Origin of the sequence: Segatella copri, assembly GCF_009495355.1 — a bacterium.
In the GTDB taxonomy this organism is placed as follows: Bacteria; Bacteroidota; Bacteroidia; order Bacteroidales; family Bacteroidaceae; genus Prevotella.
Genome location: NZ_VZAD01000080.1, coordinates 1 through 17,222, shown reverse-complemented (window position 1 = coordinate 17,222; position 17,222 = coordinate 1). Strand labels below are relative to the sequence as shown.

The window sequence follows — 17,222 nt, the reverse complement described above, 5'->3', positions numbered from 1 at the left end:
TAACTGCTTCCCTTTTTTATATTTATATTGTAATAAGATATATGAAAGTAAATATATTTAAAAGGTGTATAAGGAAAAGTGGAGCTTAAAACCTAAATTAATTATGAAAAAGAAGTTTTATCCTATGTTGCTCATAGCAGCCTTGAGCTTGACGGCATGTACGGACGTGACAGAACCCACTGTCGATTATGGTGGAAACACATTTATCAATGACTACTCTGCATTGGTAGATGCAGTCAACAACTTAAACAAGACACTGAAAGAGCGATTTGACGCCCTCAACACATTGTTGAGAGACGGCATGGCAGACATTAAGTTGGCAGTAGATGCCAACACGGGTGCCATCACAGTATTGAGTGAAAATACAAAGAATGGTCTTAAAGACATCAACACATCTTTATTTAATGGTTTCGAAGCCTTAACCGCACAATTGACCACACTCACAGGTCAGGTAACCGCACAGGGCGAAGCCATCGTATATGCCATGAACCAGAACGGCGAAATTCTGCGCCTGCAGATAGATGCCACAGGTAAGCTTATCTCAGCACAAATCTTGGCTTCTGGCAATGCTCTTGTAGACGTTATCAACAACCTGGGCAACACCATGGCAGAGCGCATAGCAGCCTTGACAGCTGCCGTGAAGGGCGGATTTGCCGACATCAAGGTGGAGATCAACAACAACACTGGTGCCATCACAGCACAGGGCGAGAGCCTGAAGGCTGGTCTCAACACCATCAACACGACAATCTTCAATGGCTTCACAGCTATCAAGACCACAATAGATGAAAATGGCAACAAGATCGTGACCGCATTGAACGAAAATGCTGAAGTTCTGCGCCTACAGATCGACACCACAGGCAAGCTCCTCAATGCGACCTTAATCGCTAAGGCTGATGCTATCATCAAGGCTATCAACGACCAGACAGCAAGCATGGAGTCTCGTTTCAATGCACTGACCACAGCTATAGAGACAGGTTTGGCAAACATCAAGGTGGAAATAGACAAGAACACTGGTGCCATCAAACTCCTCGATGACAATACTCAGGGTAGCTTAGGAAATCTCAATACCAGCTTGCTGAAGATAGATGCTACATTGATCGATGGCTTCACAGCTATCAAGACCACAATGAACGAAAATGGAGATAAGATTGTGACCGCTATGAACAAGAATGGAGAGGTTCTGCGCCTGCAGATTGACACCACTGGCAAGCTCCTCAATGCTACCATCGTGGCTAAGGCTGATGCCATCATCCAAGCAATCAACGACCAATCAAATAGTCTGGCTGAACGTCTCAATGCACTCACCTTAGCAGTACAGACTGGTCTCGCAGACATCAAGGTAGAAATTAACGAGAACACAGGTGCCATTAAGCTCCTTGAAGAGACCACTCAGGCAGGTCTTGCTCAGATCAACACTACGCTTGTTAATGGTTTCACCGAGTTGAATACCAATATCGACAACCATGGCAAAAAGATTGTAACTGCTATTGGTAATTTGAGCGATACGTTCGAAGCACAGAGCAAACTGCTCCGCCTCACCATCGACACCAAAGGCTCACTCATCGCAGCACAGCTCAAGAGTAGCATCCTCGACCTCACAACCGAGTTGAAGAGCCAGACCTTGACGTTAGGCACAAAGCTTGAGGCCATCAACACCACTGTAGGTGCAGGACTGGCAGAGATTAAGGTAGTTAACGATAAGATTAATACCACGCTCGATCTCCGTCTCACATCAGTGGAGAACAAACTTGGAAGCAACAACTCTGCACTTGGCGATATCAAGACAGAACTCAGCAACCTTAAGACCGCCATCGACAACGTGAACACCAACATCACCACGGGCTACACAGCAGTAAAGGGTAGCATCGATGACATGACAGGACAACTCATCGTTAAGTTGAGTGACAACACAACAGCCATCGTCAACATGGAAAACGGCATGAAGAACCAGCTCATTGCTCTGAAGGAGATGATAGAGCAGCAGGGCGGCAAGATCGTTACAGCCATCGGTCAGAACGGTGACGTTATTGTGGCAGCAGTAAACCAACAGGGCGGCATTATCGGAACAGCCATCACCACACAGGGAGGCGAGATTAAGGGCTCTATCACAGGCTTGGAGAACGGCATAAAGAGTGCCATCACACAGCAGACAACCGACATGAACCTTGTCATCGCAGGAGTGGTTGATGCTATCACCGCACAGACCGCAGCTCTCAACACTGCTATCGCTAAAGGAGTTAGCAAGGTAGTAAAATCTAACACCAAGTTGCAGAATGCCCTTACTACAGCCATTAAAGAGCTGAAGGACAAGCAGGACGCCAACTCACAAGCCATGCTCAAGCAGTTGGAAAAGATGGCTGCCGACAACGGCATCTATCAGGATCCAGCCGACAAAACCTCTGTATACATGGAACCAGCGATGTGGGCAGCAGTATCAGCAGACCCAACTCTGAAGAAAATCATCTCAGACATGCTTGAGGTACAAAAGCCTACTATCCTGTGCTACGCCTACTATTCAGCTTATACAGGCACGGTACAGAACAACAACTTAATCAAGGTAAATACCGAGCAAGTTGTTTCAACAACAGAAGTTGTGGCAGGTACACTCCAGCCCATGCAACTCGCCAACGGCAAGAAGGTTATCAGAATAGCCAAAGTGCCAGAGCAGATGAATTATAATATTACTTCAACCGTTAAGAACATCTTACACATCCTTTACGTGGATGCCAAAGGAAAGAATAGCCTCTCCTATGGAGGAGTCAGCAACACATTGCTTAACTTGACTACCTATAAAGATGGAGTCATCATGTCGGTTTTGAAGTGCAACTTTTACTTGCAAAATGATGCTGATGCAACAGGAACTCCATCTTTCGAGTATCCCGAATAAGTAAGAATCTGCAGAAAGAGCATGAATATCTCATGCCAATATGCTACCGCATTACAAATTCAAAGCAGTTACAATTATGAGAATAAAACGTTTAACCTTGGCAGTCGCCGTCTTAGCGACGGCTGCCACACTCCAAGCACAAACCTACAATGATACGGTGCGTACTCACACTTGGTCGGTTTACATCCAGGGAGGAGGAACTCTGTATCATGGCATGAGGGGTATGGACGATATAGCTAAAAGAAAGCACATCATGCCCTTCGGAGGTGTCGGAGTGAAATACAATATCAAGCCCTGGGTAAGACTGGGTTTGAACTTAGAGTACGACATGCTGAGGTCGACAGACAAGGGCATGCTCTCTACCACAACGAACAGGGATTATGAGATAAAAGATCCTTCTACAGGAAAAACCTATCCTACGACCTTGGAGACCAAGATGGACAGATTCCAGAACCGCTATACCATGCAGTACGCCATGGCCGACCTAAATGTAGACTTCAACATCATGGAGTTCTGGCACAACCGCAAGGCTCAGCAGCTCAACCTCTGGTTGGGAGTCGGTGTCGGTTATCTGCGTGGATGGAGCCGCAACTCCACTACCTTCTCTTGCAGAGAAATGGCTGTTGCCAAGGGTGAAGGATACTACAACGTCTACACCCACAACTACATGAAGAGCCATGCCTTCAACGAACATGTTGACGCGATGTATATCCCGGCAACCCTGTCGTTGGAATACGACCTTTCCTCTCGCTGGACAGCAGGCGTATTCGGCAGATATAGTTATCTGCCTCTCAACAAGGACTTGACTCCTAAGGGAATGTACAGTGCAGGAGTGGTTCTTCGCTTCAACTTCGTCAGCAAGGTGATGCCAAGCAACAAGGCCCGCTACTACAAGGCTCTGAGAGATCAGGCCGAAATGAAGGAAGCCTACGAAAAGCAATTGGCTGAAAAGCAGCGTGCATACGACGGATTGTCTGAGAGTCTGAAGGCTTGCCGCAAGGACAATGCCGAGCTGCAGTCATTGCTCGACGACTGCGAGAAGTCGAAGAAGGTGAAGTCTTACGAGGTATTCTTCACCGTAGACAAGACCAACATCACGACTCAGGAAAGACTTCGCTTGAAGAAGTTTATCAACACCCTGAAGGAACAGGGCGACTACAAGCTTACCATCATCGGTGAGGCTTCGTCGGACGGAGTTTCTTCAAAGAACTACAAACTCAGCGAGGGTCGTCTGAACAATGTTGTCAACTTCCTGAAGAAACAAGGCATCAAGGACTTCGACATCAAGTTGGGGAAGGCCATTGGCGACAGCAACGGCTGTTCAAAGGAGGAATGCCGCAGAGTTTTGATTATTATTGAGTAATAATACAGGGTAAATCTTTTCTTTTAAGCCGCCACAGATAGCTTTAAGCTTCTGGGGCGGCTTTCTTTATGGGGAAGGAAGTTTCTTCTTTAACTCCTGAAGCAACTCCCCTATTGATCCTTCAGCCAGTCGCGGTCTTTTTCGTCTTCCGCAGTAAAGTTCTTATCGTCGAAGAGGCTTGTCTGTCCTGTCAGCTCATCGATAATCTGTTGCTGGCTCTTGCCGGCATCAGGGTCGAGGTTCTCGTCGGATGATTTTGCCTTTGTCCGGGACGACACTTTGCTGTCGGCAGCATCGCCATCGGCTGTCGTCTCATCGCCCTCGGCTGCGTCGGCAGCATCGGCTGTATCTGCAGGCTCTGGGAAACGGGTCGGCTCTATTTCCTCTATAGAACCTATGTTCCAGGTAGAGAGTCGTTTTCCCTTAGCCTTGAAACTCTTCTGTGCGATAAACTGCTCGGCGTCGATTTCCTCGGCAGGACGCACAGCATCCACACCTCCGTAAGTCACCTTGATACGAGGATAAACAGTATCGGTAAGGAGAATCAACTTGCTGTTGACATTCTCGCCAAGGAAGTTCTGATGGCGCTTGGCAGCGTCCATGGTGAATCGCTTGATGTAAGGATAGCCTTCGTTGTCGGCATCATAGAGAACGGCAGTCCATATCTTATGCTCGTCCCACTTTTCCAGTCGCAGGATATTGTCCTCATAGTGGTTGTTGGGGTCGAAGTTGGTGATATAGAACTCGCCATTGTCGAGAACCACCAAGATATATTCATCGTCATTAAACTCGCCGAGGAAACGTCCGTTCTCGTCGTAATTGATACGGTTGACATCAGGATCGAACCACACCTTTCTTCCTCCCAAGGTACTGTGTCCATGACTCTTCAGACCAATGCGACGGATGGTTCTCCTGGTGAGCAGATTGCCCTTGGCGGCACGTCCCTTGATGATAATATCCGAGAAGTCTTTCTCGATAAAGATGCTCTGTCGCTTCTTCGAGAGGTCTGGATCCAGTGTTATCTTGATGATTTCAGCCTCGCCGTTGGGGTTGGCCGTGAAGTAGACGACACGGCTTCCGGGCGTTCCCTGCGTGATGTCGTACATCTTGTCGCGTGTCATCGACGTCACGTTGAATCGCTTGATGAAGTATTCGCCCTGCTTGCCATCGCGATACACACAGTTGTAGATGGTTCGCTTATCGTTCTTCTTGAACACCTGCACATGAAGGATGTTCTTTCCCACGAAGATCTTGTCGGCCACCTTGGTCACCTTGAACTTTCCGTCCTTATAGAAGATGATGATATCGTCGAGGTCGGAGCAGTTGCACACCAGCTCATCCTTCTTCAGTCCTGTACCCACGAATCCTTCCTGTCGGTTGATGTAGAGTTTCTGATTGGCCTCCACCACCTTGGTCACCTCGATGGTGTCGAAGTTTCTTATCTCGGTGCGTCGTGGATGCGCCTTGCCATACTTGGTCTTGAGATATTCAAACCAGTTGATGGTGACATCAGTCATGTGGGCGAGGTCGTTCTCTATCTCCGCCAGTTCGGCTTTGATTTTCAGCAAGAGGTCGTCGGCCTTGTCCTTATTATATTTCAGGATGCGCTGCATTTTGATTTCAAGGAGTTTCAGAATGTCCTCGCGCGTTATCTCTCTGTGGAATGCATACTCCACCTTGCCTTTTCCGTCGACTACGGCTGTGAAGAGCTTGTCCTTGAAAGGCTCCAGCTTCGAGGCGATAAAGGCCACAACCTCGTCCTGACTCTTGCTCTGCTCGAACTTGCGCTCCTTGTAGATGCGCTCCTCGATGAAGATACGCTCGAGCGAGGAGAAGAAGAGCTGCTCCTCCAGTTCACCCTTGCGCAGCATCAGCTCCTTGCGCAGCAGTCCCATGGTGCGGTCTACGCTGTGGCGCAGCACATCGCTCACGGTGAGGAAGCAAGGCTTATTGTCCTCGATGACACAGCAGTTGGGCGAGATGTTGATCTCGCAGTCGCTGAAGGCATAGAGTGCGTCCATGGTCTTGTCGGAAGAGGTTCCGGGAGCCAGATGGACGAGGATTTCCACGTTGGCAGAGGTAACGTCCTCTATCTTTCTGGCCTTTATCTTTCCCTTCTCCACCGCCTTGGTGATGGAGTCGATGAGACTTCCGGTGGTCTTGCTGAAAGGAATCTCGGTGATGACAAGCGTCTTGTTGTCGAGTTTGTCTATCTTGGCACGCACCTTCAGCACGCCTCCACGCTGTCCGTCGTTATACTTGCCCACATCGATGGCTCCACCCGTAGGGAAGTCGGGATAGATGGTGAAAGGATCGCCCTTGAGATAGTGTACGGCAGCATCGCAAAGCTCATTGAAGTTGTGTGGCAGCACCTTACTGCTCAGACCTACGGCGATGCCCTCTGCTCCCTGTGCCAGCAGCAAGGGGAACTTGGCGGGGAGCGTAATAGGCTCCTTGTTGCGGCCGTCATAGGAGAGCTGCCAGTCGGTTGTTTTGGGATTAAACACCACGTCGAGCGCGAACTTGGACAGACGCGCCTCTATGTATCGTGAAGCCGCCGCACGGTCGCCGGTGAGGATATTTCCCCAGTTTCCCTGTGTGTCGATGAGCAGGTCTTTCTGTCCCATCTGTACGAGTGCGTCGCCGATAGAGGCGTCACCATGCGGGTGAAACTGCATGGTGTGTCCCACGATATTCGCCACCTTGTTGTATCTTCCGTCGTCCATTCTCTTCATCGAGTGCAGTATGCGTCGCTGCACGGGCTTCAGTCCGTCCTCGATATGAGGCACGGCACGCTCGAGAATCACATAGGAGGCATAGTCGAGGAACCAGTTCTGGTACATTCCGCTAAGATGGCGCACCGCCGAAGCATCAAACCTGTTGACAGGCTTGTAGTCGGAATGCTGTTCAGCCGCATCCAAATCTTGTGGCTCACCACCCTTCTGAAGTTCGTCTTTGTCTTTAATTTCGTCGCTCATAGATAGCTTTTAATACTTATTTTATATATTTTAGGCAAAAATACAAAGAAAATTCGAGAAAAAGGCGTATCTTTGCCGAAAATTTGAAAAATATAAGATTTCATCATGGCACAAGAAGATGTTTTTAAGAAGATTGTAAGCCATTGCAAAGAGTATGGCTTCGTGTTTCCAAGTAGCGAAATTTATGATGGTTTGGCAGCCGTTTACGACTATGGTCAGAACGGTGTCGAGCTGAAAAACAATATCAAGCAGTACTGGTGGCAGAGCATGGTATTGCTGCACGAGAACATTGTGGGTCTCGACGCAGCCATCTTTATGCACCCTACTGTTTGGAAGGCTTCAGGTCACGTGGATGCGTTCAATGATCCATTGATTGACAACCGCGACTCGAAGAAGCGTTATCGCGCCGATGTGCTCATCGAGGACCACATGGCCAAATACGAGGAGAAGATCGCCAAGGAGATCGCCAAGGCTAAGAAGCGCTTCGGCGACAGCTTCGACGAGGCTCAGTTCCGCGCCACCAATCCTCGCGTCTTGGAGAATCAGAAGAAGTTCGATGACCTTCATGCCCGCTACACCGAGGCCATGCAGGGTCCTAACCTCGAGATGCTGAAGCAGATCATCGAGGACGAGGGCATCGTATGCCCTATCAGCGGCACCAAGAACTGGACAGACGTTCGTCAGTTCAACCTGATGTTCTCTACCCAGATGGGTGCAGCGAGCGATGCTACCAGCAAGGTTTATCTGCGTCCTGAGACAGCCCAGGGTATCTTTGTCGACTACCTGAGCGTTCAGAAGACAGGCCGCATGAAGCTTCCTTTCGGTATCTGCCAGATAGGTAAGGCATTCCGCAACGAGGTTGTGGCTCGCCAGTTTGTATTCCGTATGCGCGAGTTCGAGCAGATGGAGATGCAGTTCTTCTGCCAGCCTGGCACCGAGATGAAGTGGTTTGAGTACTGGAAGAAGGTTCGTCTGGCATGGCACGAGGCACTCGGCATGGGCAACGAGAACTATCGCTACCACGACCACGAGAAGCTGGCCCACTATGCCAACGCAGCTACCGACATCGAGTTCAAGATGCCATTTGGCTTCAAGGAGGTAGAGGGCATTCACAGCCGTACCAACTTCGACCTTTCTCAGCACGAGAAGTTCAGCGGCCGCTCTATCAAGTACTTCGATCCTGAGAAGAACGAGAGCTACGTGCCTTACGATGTAGAGACTTCTATCGGTGTAGACCGTATGTTCCTCAGCGTGATGTGCCACTCTTACTGCGAGGAGAAGCTCGAGAACGGCGAGAGCCGCGTGGTTCTGAAGTTGCCTGAGGCATTGGCTCCTGTGAAGTGTGCCGTATTCCCACTCGACAAGAAGGACGGCCTGCCCGAGTTGGCTCACGAGATCGTTGACGAGCTGAAGTTCCACTTCAACACCCACTATGGCGATCCTAAGGACTCTATCGGCAAGCGTTACCGCCGTCAGGACGCCATCGGTACTCCATTCTGTATCACCGTAGACCACGATACTCCTAACGACCACAAGGTTACTCTGCGTTATCGTGACACGATGAAGCAGGAGCGTGTTGCCATCAGCGAGCTTCGCGGCATCATCGAGGACCGTGTGAGCATCACGAGCGTACTGAAGAAGCTTGGCAAGGAGATCAAGGACTTCTAAACGATAAAAAAATCAAATACACATAGATGAATTTGAAGAATTTGAAATATCTGTTTCTGCTCATGATGTCGGCTCTTGTGCTGGCATCATGCAGCGAGACTGACGAAAACACCGACTCCGAGTACGACGAATGGCAGGCAAAGAACAAGACGGCTTTTGCCGAGATTCTCGTCAAGGCCAAGCAGGAGGGAGAAGCCAACGGATGGCACGTCTACCGCAATTGGAGTATGGAGAACCAGACGGGAAATACGGATCTCAACAACAAGCCCGTCACTCCTACCTTCAATGAGCAGGAAGACAACATCGTAGTGCAGGTATTGGGACAGGGCGAAGGTTCTGCCGTGCGCCCTCTCTACACCGACTCGGTGATGGTCAGCTACAAGGGCATGCTGAAGAACGACTATGTCTTCGACAGCAACTTCACCACCGGCGACTATGATGTCGACAAGGCTCAGACCAGCAATTTCATTGTGAAGGGCGTTGTCGACGGATTTGCCACAGCCCTGATGAAAATGACTCATATCGGCGACCACTGGATGGTTTACATGCCTTACACTCTCGGCTATGGTTCCAGCCAGAGCAGCAGTTTAACCATTCCTGCTTACTCAATGCTCAAATTCGAGATTGTGCTCAAGGGTTGGTACACCGATGGCAAATGGATTAAGAAATAATTCTATTCCTCCATACAGAAAGTCCTGTGCTTCTTCGGCACAGGACTTTTTTATTTTCCCCATCAACTCGGAGGAGTTTCTTCGGGAGTTTCTTCAGGAGTTAAGGAGTTAAAGGAGTTATCGCTCCCTTCGGTCGCTGAGGAGTTAAGACAATAGCCTTGAGGGAATGTTTAATGTTAAAATTCACAAGCCCACAAAGCTGTTGTCTTAACTCCTTTAACTCCTTAACTCCTGAAAAAACTCCTTAACTCCTGATGCTCCAAAATTCAAATTCTAAAAATATGTTTCAAAGAATAAACAAGTGTATGTGTTCGCACACATTTTGGGCTTATAAGCAAAAAAAATGTTATTTTCATGCAAAAATATACGCAAAAGTATTGCAGATTAAGAGAATAGTAGTACCTTTGCACTAGAATTATAAGTTTTAGGTTTTTAGTTAGGTAATAGATTGTGATAGGTTATTAGTTTTAGGTAAACAAGAGATTGTTATTCAAGGACGACAGGTATTAGAATCTAAAGGTAAATAAGAGATTGTTATTCAAGGACGACGAAAAGTGAATGAAGTCAGGATATAGAAAAGAGTTTTCAAGATTCTCTTTTTCTTATCCGCTGAATTCAACCCAATAGATAGAGGTTTTGTTTAAAGGTGATAAGATCTTGTATTTTGGGATAAATAGAAATTTAACATTCAAATCATAAAAATGGCGATTCCTTTTAGGAGGGATCGCCATTTTCTCGCTTTGACTGTTCCTACATACTACTGGGCAGTTCAACAGAAAACATTAAATGGCAGTACAAACATTATGTTATATAGCAAAAAGACAGAATATCTGATGGAATCGATACGGGCAGGACGCTCCATGCACCGCAGTGAGAAACTGAACCTCATCGTAGGCTTGAGTATTCCCTCCATGCTGGCACAGATTTCCACCGTCATGATGTTCTTTATCGATGCCTCTATGGTGGGACATTTGGGTGCAGAGGCTTCAGCGAGCATCGGACTCATCGAGTCCACCACCTGGCTTATCGGCAGCCTGCTGAGTGCCTTTGCCACAGGTTTCTCGGTTCAGGTAGCCCACTTCATCGGAGCCAACGACTTCGGCAAAGCCCGTCAGGTGTTTCGCCACTCGCTGCTCTGCGGCATCATCTTCAGCATCCTGATAGCCCTCATCGGCGTGGGCATTCATTCTCCCCTGCCCCACTGGTTGGGCGGAGGCGATGACATTGCTGACAAGTCATCGGCCTACTTCCTGGTCTACAGCCTCGTGCTGCCCTTTGTCTACCTGTACCACATGTCGGGCATGATGCTCAAGGCCGCAGGCAACATGCACACGCCCAGCGTCATGGCAATTCTGATCTGTCTGTGCGACGTCGTGTTCAACTACATCTTCATCTATGTGCTGCACTTGGGCGTGGTGGGCGCAGCCTTCGGAACCGCCCTGGCTTATGTCTGCATCTCGCTGCCCAACCTTTGGCAGGCAGCCTGCCACAACAAGATTCTCAACCTGCGTCAGGACAAGATTCGCTTCAGCTGGGTACGCGAATACGTGCGCAATGCCTTCAAGATAAGCATTCCCTTGGCCATACAGAACATCCTGATGAGCGGTGCACAGATTGTCAGCACCATGATAGTGGCGCCATTGGGCAACATCGCCATTGCCGCACACTCATTTGCCATCACCGCCGAGAGCCTGTGCTATATGCCTGGCTACGGAATAGGCGATGCCGCCACCACGCTCGTCGGTCAGACCCATGGCGCTGGCCGCATCGACTTGTGCCGCAATTTTGCCTACATGACGGTGGGTCTCGGCATGGGCGTAATGGCAGTGATGGGTGTTGTCATGTATCTCTTTGCACCGGGCATGATGGCAGTACTCTCTCCCGTCGACGCCATCTGCGACTTAGGCACACGCTGTCTTCGCATAGAGGCTTTTGCCGAACCGTTCTTTGCTGCCAGCATCGTGACCTATTGTGTCTGCGTGGGAGCCGGCGACACCTTCAAGCCTGCCGCCATCAACCTGGGAACAATGTGGTTGGTGCGCCTCACCCTGGCCTATGCCCTCTCGCAGCGCTTCGGCCTGGAAGGTGTATGGATAGCCATGGCCACCGAACTGACTTTCCGCGGCATCCTGTTCCTCATCCGCCTCTATCGTGGCAGCTGGATGAACAGTTTTCTGAAAGCGAAGGGATGAAAAACAGAACCTAATGTTAGGTTATGTTAGTGGAATGTTAGTTTAATGTTAAGAATGCAGGCATTTTGGGAAAAAACTTCCCAAATGCTTGCTTTGTCATTAGAAATGTGCTACTTTTGCAGCATCAAGTTTATGAAAGAAGAATAAATACACATTATTATATATATAAACCAACATCAGCTATTATGAAACTTAAGAAGTTTTTTGCTGCAGCCATCGTGCTGCTTACTGCCGGACAGGCCATGGCTCAGATGATGCCACCTATCCCGGTAGACAAAGATGTGAGAATAGGTCATTTGGACAATGGTCTGACTTATTACATCCGACACAACAGTTTCCCTGAGCATGTAGCCAGCTTCTACATCGCACAGAAAGTAGGCTCTATCAACGAAAACGACGACCAGCGCGGTCTGGCTCACCTCTTGGAGCACCTCGCCTTCAATGGCTCTGAGCACTTCCAGGGCAACAGCCTGCAGGAATACCTTCAGAGCATCGGTGTGGAATATGGCCGCAACCTCAATGCCTACACCTCTATTGAGAAAACCGTGTACTACTTCACCGACGTGCCCACCACACGCGTGTCGGCAGTAGACTCATGTATGCTCATCCTGAAAGACTGGAGCAACGGAATCTCTCTCACCAAAGAAGCCATCAACGACGAGCGCGACGTGGTGCACAACGAGTACCGTATGCGCATGGTGGGACAGCAGCGCATACTGGAGCGTGCCCTTCCTAAGCTCTACCCTGGCTGTAAGTATGGCTACCGCATGCCTATCGGACTGATGAGCGTCGTCGACGGCTGCGACCCAGAGACCCTGCGCGCCTACTACCGCAAGTGGTATCGCCCAGACAACCAGGCTATCATCATCGTCGGCGACGTGGACGTAGACCATATCGAGGCACAGATCAAGAAGCTCTTCGGAGGCATCAAGGTGCCAGCCAACGCTGCCAAAGTAGTGCCCGTGGAAGTGCCCGACAACAACCAGGGCATCTACGTGGTAGACAAGGACAAGGAGCAGCAGATGGGCATCTTCCAGATCTTCATGAAGCACGAAGCCACACCCGACTCGCTGAAGAACGGTGTCGACTATCTGCTCAAAGGCTATATGGACAACATCTTTGCCAGCATGATGAATGCCCGCTTCAACGAGAAATCGCAGGAGCCCGACTGCCCTTATCTGCAGGCAGGAACCAGCATTGGCGACTATCTGCTCTCAAGCACCAAGGAGGCGCTCACTTCCTTCGGCGCTGCCAAGGACGGACAGATGAAGGAGGCTTATGCCGCCGTGATGCGCGAACTGAAGCGTGCACACGACTTCGGCTTCACTGCCACTGAGTATCAGCGTGCCAAGGATGAGTTTATGAGCCAGATGGAGAAGGTTTACACCAATCGCGACAAGATGAAGAACGAACAGTTCACCACTCAATATGTGGACAACTTCACCAGCAACGAGCCTATCCCTTCGGTAGAGGACGAATATCAGATTTATCAGATGCTGGTGCCTCACATCCCTGTAGAGGCTGTCAACCAGTACGCCAAGCAGTTGATTTGCGAAACCGACACCAACCTGGTGTCACTCGTCATGATGCGCGAGGCCGACGGTGCTGTTTATCCCACCGAGCAGGAGCTTGCCGACATCGTGAAGCAGGTGCGCGGCGAGAAGCTCGAGGCCTATGTGGACAATGTGAAGCAGGAGCCTCTCATCGCCCAGAAGCCTAAGGCTGGCAAGATCAAAAAGACAGCAGAAGACAAGAAGTTGGGATTCAAGACCCTCACCCTCTCCAACGGTGCCAAGGTGGTGCTGAAGAAGACCGACTACAAGGACAACGAGATACAGTTTGCTGCCACAGCCAACGTAGGTTACGCAGCACTCGACAAGGCCGACTACACCTTCGCCTTCATGGGCGGCATGCTGCTCAACGCCAGCGGTCTGGGCCAGTTCTCAAGCAACGACCTCGAGAAAGCCCTCGCAGGCAAGCAGGCAAGCGTGGCTTACACCATCACTCCTTTCAAGCATGGACTCTCAGGCAACTCTACTCCTAAGGACATCGAAACCCTCATGCAGCTCATCTACCTCAAGATGACAGCGCTGAGCAAGGACGAGAAATCGGCTGCCAACCTCCTGAGCACCATCAAGACCGCTCTTGCCAACCAGAGCAAGAACCCAGAGATGGTTTACCAGGATTCGCTGCAGAGCACCATCTACATGGGCAACAAGATGGCACGCATCCCTAAGACCGAAGACCTCGATGCTGTCAACTACGACCGCGTGCTCGAACTGGGCAAGCAGATGTTCACCAATGCCAAGGACTTCACCTTCTTCTTCGTGGGCAACTACGACGAGGCCACTCTCCTGCCACTCATCGAGCAGTACATCGCCTCTATCCCAAGCAAGGGCGCCAAGCTGAAGAACAAGGCTATCCCTGTAGCTACAGGCGAGGTGAAGAACATCTTCACCAAGAGCATGGAGAACCCAATGTCGCAGGTGACTGAGATATGGTACGCCAAGACTCCTTACACCCTGCAGACAAGTGTGCTCGCCGACATCTCTGCACGATTGCTCCAGATGGACTATCTGCGCAACATACGCGAGAAGCTGAGTGCTGCCTACCATGCAGGAGCCGAGGCAAGCATGGAGCTCGACTGGGACGGACAGCTGGCACTCAGCCTGACCGGCAGCGCACAGCTCAACCCCGAGAAGCTCGACGAGGCTCTGCCTTACTTCTTCTCTGGTCTGAAGACTACCATAGAACAGCCTAACGCCAGCGATCTGCAGAAGATCAAGGAGATTCTGACCAAGCAGGCTTCGGTAGACGCCAAGACCAATGGCTACTGGACTGGCATCCTGCGCAACTATGTCATCAACGGCATCGACCTGCACACTGATTACGTGAAGACAGTAAGCAGCGTCGACGGCAAGGCTATAGGCGACTTCCTCAAGAATATCGTCCTCAAGCCAGGCAACCACCTGGAAGTCATCATGAAGGCTACCAAGGAAGAGGCTGGAAAATAAAAACTCAACGAACTTTTCAGAAATGGGAAGTTAAAGAAAACAATAAAACCATAAAAGGTCCCGTCGCAGAACCAAGTTCTGTCAACGGGACCTTTTACGTTACACGGGAAACGACGTTCCCGGAATGTCAATTCTTTTTGTGTCTTTTTGAGAAAACAATCTCTCCTGTTTTTAAGCTCTTCTTCTAACCTTGTTAGCGAGGGCTTCACGTCGGTCATGAAGAATCTGCTGGCATTTGTCCTGTGCAAGATTCTCTACCTCTGCATTGACCTTAATTAAACTATAATCCATAACCTATTGCGATTTGTAATGTTGCAAAGATATTACAAGCGAGCGCAATGAAAGTTTACTTTCAGATTGCCGAGCGCAGTATATCTTATGCAAAGGTAAAGCATTCTGACTACAAGCACCACGAAAATAGTGAGAAAAGAACACTAAAAACCTCATTTTTTGACATAAATCAAGGAGAAATAGGGAAAAACCTACAACAAATATCCATTTCCCTTTCTCCATCTGCGCTTTTTTTGCGATATTTGCACCCGAAAAAGCATAAACTCCACACTGGGCTTCTGAACACAAGAGATTCAGAGGTCAAAAGAGAGAGAAAAAAGGAGTTCTTCAACTTGAAAACATCAAAAAAGTATCAACAAAAATGAAGAAAGTATTCATGATGGTTGCCCTTGTGCTGACATGCACCACAGGCAGCCTTGCCAACGAGACATGCGCCGAGAGCGTCACAACATCCGAAATGAGCAGCCTTCCTGCCAAGAAATCAACCAAGAAAAAGAAGGCCACTACTAAGAAGAAGTCTACCACCACTGCCAAGAAGACTTCCTCCAAATCTTCAACATCGACCGCAACAACAGCTTCCACAGCCACGACAGACTCTTCCAAGACACATTCTGCCGACACTGTCAAGTCTTCTGCCGTAGGAGTATTAGCAGAACTCTTGGGCTATGCTGGCGGAAACAGCAGCAACAGCACAGGCTCCACCACAAGCAAGGTGAGAAGCATCGTGGGAAGCATTCTCGACAACGTGATTGGCTCAACCACATTCAAGAAAGCCGACCTCTGCGCCCACACATGGAAATATAAATCGCCTGGCTGCGCCTTTACCTCAGAGAACCTGTTGGCGAAAGCGGGTGGCGAAATCGCTGCCAAGAAGGTGGAGGAAAAGTTAAGCACCTATTATCAGAAAGCTGGATTCAGCAGTTCGAACACATACTTCAAGTTCAACGAGGACGGCACCTTCAATGCCAAGATAGACGGAAAGTCGTGGAGCGGCACTTACACCTTCGACGAGAAGACTCACGCCATCGACCTGAAAGGCCGTCTGTTGCTCAGCCTCAATGGTTTCGCCACCAAGAACTCATCTGGCATCAGCATTCTCTTCGAGTCGAAGAAACTGCTTACCATCATCCAGACACTGACTGCCCTGAGCGGCAACACCACTCTCGGTACTATCGGCGAAATCTCCAAAAACTATGATGGCATCCGCGTTGGTTTCGATCTCAGCAAGTAAATAAACAAATACAAATTTGAGATTCCTTTATTCATTGACCACTTCGACCTGCATCACGACGTCCTCTTTGGGACGGTCATCGCGAAGAGTCTCGCAATTCTGAATCTTCTCCACAACATCGAGCCCCTCTACCACTTCACCGAACACGGTGTACTGTCCGTCGAGGAAAGGTGTGCCGCCCAGCTCGGTGTAAGCCTTGGTCTGCTCGTCGGTAAACTTGGGATAGCCTTGCTCCCTGCAGCGCTTGCGAGTCTCGTCGGCAAGCTCGTCCTGGAGTTTCATCAGTCCCTCACGGTCACGACTGCGGCGCAGGTTCATGATTTCATCATGATGCTCGCGAGCCAACTCGTTGAAGATATTCTGCTCTGCCTGCATCGCCATCTGTTTCTCCATTTGGCGCAGCTCATTCTGTCGATAAGTCTTGCCCCACACGATGTAGAACTGGCTTCCGCTACTCTCGCGCTGTGGGTTCACCTCGTCGCCCAAGCGGGCAGCACTCAAGGCTCCACGCTTATGAAACAGGCGTGGACAGTCTATCTCGGCAGGGATGGTATAGTCGGGGCCGCCCGTTCCCAACATCTTTCCCTTGGGAGCATTCTTGCTGTCGGGGTCGCCGCCCTGAATCATAAAGTCCTTGATGACACGATGAAACAGTGTGCCGTCGAAGTATCCTTCCTTAGCCAATTTTATGAAGTTGTCACGATGACGAGGAGTCTCGTCGTAGAGGCGCACGATGATGTCGCCCTCTGTAGTCTTGATTTTTACTGTTGACATATTTGAATTCGATAATTATTTAAACAACTTTTGATAATGAAGAAGTAAAAGAACCTAAAAATTTCTATTACTTACTCAACTTTCGCAAATATGTTCCACACGCCCTGAAGGGGCAGAAGCTCTTAGCCCAGGGCAATGCCCTGGGCTATTTTG

9 protein-coding genes are annotated in these 17,222 nt (G+C 49.5%); 7 read left to right on the top strand and 2 right to left on the bottom strand.

The genetic code is table 11. From position 1 onward, the window contains the following. Positions 1-103 precede the first annotated feature (103 nt). Positions 104-2,887, top strand: a complete 2,784-nt coding sequence (locus F7D20_RS10745) for a hypothetical protein (protein WP_158464036.1) — start codon at positions 104-106, stop codon at positions 2,885-2,887. Positions 2,888-2,963: 76 nt separating this feature from the next. After that, a complete protein-coding gene (locus F7D20_RS10740) occupies positions 2,964-4,250 on the top strand; it encodes an OmpA family protein (protein ID WP_194253552.1) in 1,287 nt (428 codons plus the stop codon). A 110-nt stretch (positions 4,251-4,360) separates the two neighbouring features. On the opposite strand, the gene F7D20_RS10735 is transcribed toward F7D20_RS10740, so the two are convergent. Next, complete coding sequence (locus F7D20_RS10735; RefSeq protein WP_158464034.1) at positions 4,361-7,228, bottom strand: DNA gyrase/topoisomerase IV subunit A; 2,868 nt, start codon at positions 7,226-7,228, stop codon at positions 4,361-4,363. Between the two features lie 105 nt (positions 7,229-7,333). Between F7D20_RS10735 and F7D20_RS10730 the strand changes: the two genes are divergently transcribed. From F7D20_RS10730 to F7D20_RS10710, 5 genes are all read left to right on the top strand, one after another. Continuing rightward, a complete protein-coding gene (locus F7D20_RS10730; protein ID WP_158464033.1) occupies positions 7,334-8,896 on the top strand; it encodes a glycine--tRNA ligase in 1,563 nt (520 codons plus the stop codon). A 26-nt stretch (positions 8,897-8,922) separates the two neighbouring features. After that, positions 8,923-9,567 (top strand): FKBP-type peptidyl-prolyl cis-trans isomerase, encoded by a 645-nt coding sequence (locus F7D20_RS10725; protein ID WP_158464032.1) that lies wholly within the window; start codon positions 8,923-8,925, stop codon positions 9,565-9,567. Positions 9,568-10,370: 803 nt separating this feature from the next. Then, complete coding sequence (locus tag F7D20_RS10720) at positions 10,371-11,759, top strand: MATE family efflux transporter (RefSeq protein ID WP_158464031.1); 1,389 nt, start codon at positions 10,371-10,373, stop codon at positions 11,757-11,759. A gap of 185 nt (positions 11,760-11,944) precedes the next feature. Continuing rightward, on the top strand, positions 11,945-14,773 hold the full coding sequence (locus tag F7D20_RS10715; protein WP_158464030.1) for a M16 family metallopeptidase: 2,829 nt from the start codon (positions 11,945-11,947) through the stop codon (positions 14,771-14,773). Positions 14,774-15,425: 652 nt separating this feature from the next. Beyond that, positions 15,426-16,295: a DUF4923 family protein gene (locus F7D20_RS10710; protein WP_228114176.1), complete on the top strand. Its 870-nt coding sequence runs from the start codon at positions 15,426-15,428 to the stop codon at positions 16,293-16,295. A 27-nt stretch (positions 16,296-16,322) separates the two neighbouring features. Here the strand turns inward: F7D20_RS10710 and F7D20_RS10705 are convergent, their stop codons facing one another. Continuing rightward, positions 16,323-17,069 carry a peptidylprolyl isomerase gene (locus tag F7D20_RS10705; protein ID WP_158464029.1) on the bottom strand — a complete coding sequence of 249 codons (747 nt, stop codon included), beginning with the start codon at positions 17,067-17,069 and terminating at the stop codon, positions 16,323-16,325. Positions 17,070-17,222: the final 153 nt, after the last annotated feature.

Coding starts and splice junctions, on each gene's coding strand:
- F7D20_RS10745 (WP_158464036.1), top strand. CDS start 104: ATGAAAAAGAAGTTTTATCCTATGTTGCTCATAGCAGCCTTGAGCTTG.
- F7D20_RS10740 (WP_194253552.1), top strand. CDS start 2,964: ATGAGAATAAAACGTTTAACCTTGGCAGTCGCCGTCTTAGCGACGGCT.
- F7D20_RS10735 (WP_158464034.1), bottom strand. CDS start 7,228: ATGAGCGACGAAATTAAAGACAAAGACGAACTTCAGAAGGGTGGTGAG.
- F7D20_RS10730 (WP_158464033.1), top strand. CDS start 7,334: ATGGCACAAGAAGATGTTTTTAAGAAGATTGTAAGCCATTGCAAAGAG.
- F7D20_RS10725 (WP_158464032.1), top strand. CDS start 8,923: ATGAATTTGAAGAATTTGAAATATCTGTTTCTGCTCATGATGTCGGCT.
- F7D20_RS10720 (WP_158464031.1), top strand. CDS start 10,371: ATGTTATATAGCAAAAAGACAGAATATCTGATGGAATCGATACGGGCA.
- F7D20_RS10715 (WP_158464030.1), top strand. CDS start 11,945: ATGAAACTTAAGAAGTTTTTTGCTGCAGCCATCGTGCTGCTTACTGCC.
- F7D20_RS10710 (WP_228114176.1), top strand. CDS start 15,426: ATGAAGAAAGTATTCATGATGGTTGCCCTTGTGCTGACATGCACCACA.
- F7D20_RS10705 (WP_158464029.1), bottom strand. CDS start 17,069: ATGTCAACAGTAAAAATCAAGACTACAGAGGGCGACATCATCGTGCGC.